Origin of the sequence: Nocardia sp. NPDC058518, assembly GCF_042719655.1 — a bacterium.
Classification (GTDB): Bacteria; Actinomycetota; Actinomycetes; order Mycobacteriales; family Mycobacteriaceae; genus Nocardia.
Map to the genome: position 1 here is coordinate 5,554 of NZ_JBHXNJ010000030.1, position 4,203 is coordinate 9,756.

The window sequence follows — 4,203 nt, forward strand, 5'->3', positions numbered from 1 at the left end:
CCCCCCCCCCGTTCGGCCTGACCCGACGAGCCCCTCCCTCGCGGATAACGGGCATCCGGCCGGGGACTGGATTTGGCTCACAGAGATCCGAAATCGCAAGCGCCACAATCGGAATCACCGATGCCAGCGTGCCGAGCGTGATCTACAACACTTCATCCATGGGGAGTAGCGGATCCCTGCTTGTATCAGATCTGTTGAAGGGCTAACGATCTGGAGGGGGATCGTATGAATCGTCAGGTAGGTAGCGGGGGCGCCCGTATGGTCGCCGACCACGGCACCTCGCAACCAGCGGTGCTTTTCCCGGTGGAGCCGGTCGCATTGCGCGACCTCGCGCAGCAGGATGGGTTGGGTTTCACCGATGTGCTGACACTGGCCGAGGTCCCGTCCACCACGCTGAACCGGATGTGGAAAGACCCCGACTGGGCGGCGAGGTCGACAGGGGGAGCACTGCATCAATTGCTGGATGTGGTGCCTACATTGTCGCCTTACCTCGAAGGGCGGGGGTTCACGCTGAGGCTGGGGCGTTACCTGCGGGTATTCGCCGCAGCCGGGATCACCATTCGTCTGCCACAGCGTATCGACGGAACCCAACTGGCAGCGTTGAGTAATGCGCTGGGGGTGTTGGCGGCCGTTGCCGAAGGGCACACGACGGAGGTGATGCGTCGTTTGGCACTGGGTTGGGGCCTCGGGCACGACCGGTTCATCGACGCGGTGTTCGCGACCGGACCCGACGGCCTGTGTGGGGAGGACGGGGTGGTGCTGGGGACCGCTTCGAAAATGTGGCGCACCGCGGCGCACTCGACATCGGTGTCGAACATGGTCGGCAAAGGCGTCCTGGCTCACAAGATCACTAAATACGGTGTCGCCGAGGTGGATTACTCCCCCCCGATACGTGAAATCCGCGATATGCATTCAGCGTTCGTGCACCGCAGCCTGAGAATCGGCGCCATGTTCCGCGACGACGACCTCGATGAGGTCTGGCGCTATCAGCGGGAAGTCGAAGACAACGTCGTGTTGGCACGGAATGAAAGCTGGTCGCTGCTGACCTTCGGCCGAGGTCGGCGGCTGCCGGTCGACTTCTCCCTGCCGACACCGACGCCACGGGTTTACGAGGAGGTCTTGCGTGACGTCGTCACCTGCAATGACGCATATCTCGGATACTTGAGCACCGCCGCGCTGCCAGCGCTGTGGTCGGTCCAGCCCCCACCAGCGCCGCTGCGGCTACGGTTGTCTAAGGCCCTGGAAAACCGTTTGTCTTCCGGGATCATCGATCAGCAACTGCGGAGCGAGGTCGGATCGCTACACCGCCGACTGCAACAGTGACCTTCACCTAGGGAAAGAGCATCTACGACATGCCGGGCTCGCCGGAGTAGACGCCGAAAAATCAACGGATATGGCGTGCTATACGTGAAGCCCCTGCTATTCGGGCCGAGTCCAAATGTGTTGCCTACCGGGCCCCGTGATCGATCGCGCGTAGTCAGTGGCGTAATACGTGCCTGCTCTTGCGCTCATTGCGCGGCGTCGGACGAGCGCGGTGCGACGAGATAGGCCACGGCAGCGGCGCAGGCCATGCCGAGGATGATTTTCCGGAACGAAACGGCTAGGACCAGGCCCGAACCGATGGCGATGAACAGCGTTTGGGGGACCATCATCAGCATGTGCGCCGCTGCCATCACCCGGCCCCGCTGTGCGGGTGGGGCGACGTCCTGCAGATAGGTCATGACGCTGACCGCCAGCAGCGCGAACGACCCGCCCAGCAGGACGCACGCGGTGATAACCAGTGGTGTCGAAGGCACCGCGAACAACAGAATCGATCCGGTGCACCCGGCGGCCGCCAATCTCATTGTCCGCAGCGGTCTCAGGCGCGCGACGAGCCGACCGGTGAAGGCTCCCAGTATCGCGGCGCCGATGCCTTGGGTGACCAGCAGGACGCTGACGAAAGCGGCGGGTTTGTCTAGTCCTTGGGTGACGACCTGGAAGATGACCGGTTCGAACACCCCGATCGCGGCGAAAAGGATGGCCAGTGCGAGCGAGGTTCGGATCTTAGGCCCTGATGTGAGCAGGAACCGCACTCCCGCCAGCGAGTCAGCGAACAGTCGCTGACCAGGTGCGGGTGTGGAGCTTTTGATGCGGGGCAGGAACCACAGCAGCGCGGCCGAGAGCGCGAAGCTGGCGATGTCGATCAGGATGACGACGGTGGATCCGTGCCAGGAGTAGATTCCCGCGCCGATCAGCGGGCCGATGATCGTCATCACCTGCCCACTGCTGACGATGATCGCGTTGGCGCGAGGGCGCACAGGCGCGGGCAGCATGTCGGCCAGCAGGGCGCCGCGGGCGGCGGTGAACACTGCACCACCGGCGCCGTAACAGAACGTCACGGCGAACACAATCCACAGCTGGGCCGAAGATCCGACCAACAACAGTGGCAAGAGATAGAGGGTGCCCGCGACCTGCGCGGCGATACTGACCGTGCGGCGCGGGAATCGGTCGGCCAGCCACCCGGTCACCGGTGCCGCCAGCACGGGGACACCGTAGGTGAAGAACACCAGTCCGGCCAGCGCTGAACTGCCGGTCAGATCCTTCACCCAGATACCGAGCACCAGGGCCAGGACGCGATCACCGAACAGCGATACCAGTTGGCCACCGAGCAGCAGCCGGAATTCCGCCAGCCGCCACGGCGACGTCGCTTCTACCTCAGCTGATGCGATGCTCTCTTGTTCTCTGTCGGTCGGGTTCGTCATGCTCCAGCAATCTTCGGAATCGTCCGATCAGGGTCTGGGTTCTCACGTATCGAGCATGCGCGGTGTCCGCCGGGATGCGCTGTGTGGGTGATTATCTGCGAGATCCGAGAATGGAACGTCATGTCACCCCCATCGGTCGACGGTACCCGAGCGTGGCCACTGCCTACTCGGCGACATAATCGAAATGCCGGTTCACCGAAAGGGTGTCGGACCGGTTCACTCCGAGCGTCAGATGCAGAGAACGGCTCTCGTTCACCGCTGCGGTCCGGTGCGCGACCGCGCGGCGTCGCTGACGAGCGTCGCGTTCCAGCGGCCGGTATCGATCATGCCGGGCTTTCCGACTGGTCGGCTTTCCGGTCATTGAGCACGCGCTCGGCGATGGCCTTGACAATGAGCGCGCTGACGGTCTTCGCGTTGGCGCGCGCCTCGTACCACATCCAGTTGAAGACCGGGTTGACCTCCAGAAATACCACCTTCTCGTCCTCGATGAACGCATCGATGGCGCACAGGTCCAAGTCGCAGGCCGCCGCCATTTCGAGGAACTTCGCGTGGTGTTGCTGGGGTAGGGGGTAGGGGGTGACGTGAACGGCTGAGGGTTGCTTCCACCGATCGGATATTTCCGACTGCACCACGCGGTAAGCAACGACCGTTGTATCGATCACGTACACCCGGACCTCGGTGTTCGAGTCGACGGTGGCCTGTGCCACGACTGGTGCCAGCTGCAGCGACAAGCCCGCGCGGTCGTGTTCGAGCATGCGGGGACTGACCGTGTAGATCGTTCCCGGTTCCGGTTCGACGCTGTGTATCGATACCGCTTTCAGCAGGATCGAGCCGGGCACGGCCGCAAGGGTGTTGGTGATCCGAGTGGTCGGGATATCGAAGCCGCACCGCTTCGCTGTCTGCAGTTGGGTGAGGACATCGATACTTTCCGGTGTAGCTCCGGCGTTCAACGTCTTGCCGACGAAGACGACCCGCAACACCTCACTGAGCGCACGCCACTCGTTGCGAATGAACTCCCGTGATATCGAGTCGCTCGGGGAACCGGTAGCAGTGGGGGAAAAATAGCGAAACAGTACGACCCGCGGCGCGACGATCTGGCCGTTCAGCGCACAGTGCGCTGTCTCGTCACTGACCGTGATTTCGATGGCAGGTGAGTGATCGATATCGGTGCGGTGCACGGTAATGCCGATCGCGCGCAACGCCATTGCGAGGAAGCCCGCTTCACGATCGGCGGTGCGCGTCAGGATGAGGACATCGACCTGCGCGGGCGGTGGACCAGGCGTAACGCTGCGCCCGTCGGTGGCCCTTATCGGTGTGTGGGGGGTCAGATGCTGATCGAGGATCCGGATATCGCTACTGGTCATCACGTATCAACCTGAATGAGGCTGGGTGTGGTGGGGGGGGGGGGGGGGGTGTCGCGACAGCCCACCCCAACACACTCCACAAGCAGCAAGCGAGCTCT

The 4,203-nt window shown here is 63.2% G+C and carries 3 protein-coding genes; 1 reads left to right on the forward strand and 2 read right to left on the reverse strand.

Features of this window, described 5'->3' with window-relative positions:
* Positions 1 to 258: 258 nt before the first annotated feature.
* Positions 259 to 1,323 carry a hypothetical protein gene (locus tag ACFWPX_RS33275; RefSeq protein ID WP_378932099.1) on the forward strand — a complete coding sequence of 355 codons (1,065 nt, stop codon included), beginning with the start codon at positions 259 to 261 and terminating at the stop codon, positions 1,321 to 1,323.
* Positions 1,324 to 1,508: 185 nt separating this feature from the next.
* Here ACFWPX_RS33275 and ACFWPX_RS33280 read toward each other — a convergent pair whose 3' ends face one another.
* Entirely contained in the window at positions 1,509 to 2,741 is a 1,233-nt protein-coding gene (locus ACFWPX_RS33280; RefSeq protein WP_378932101.1) for an MFS transporter, read from the reverse strand.
* A 323-nt stretch (positions 2,742 to 3,064) separates the two neighbouring features.
* Positions 3,065 to 3,940: a hypothetical protein gene (locus ACFWPX_RS33285; protein ID WP_378932103.1), complete on the reverse strand. Its 876-nt coding sequence runs from the start codon at positions 3,938 to 3,940 to the stop codon at positions 3,065 to 3,067.
* Between the last annotated feature and the right edge of the window lie 263 nt (positions 3,941 to 4,203).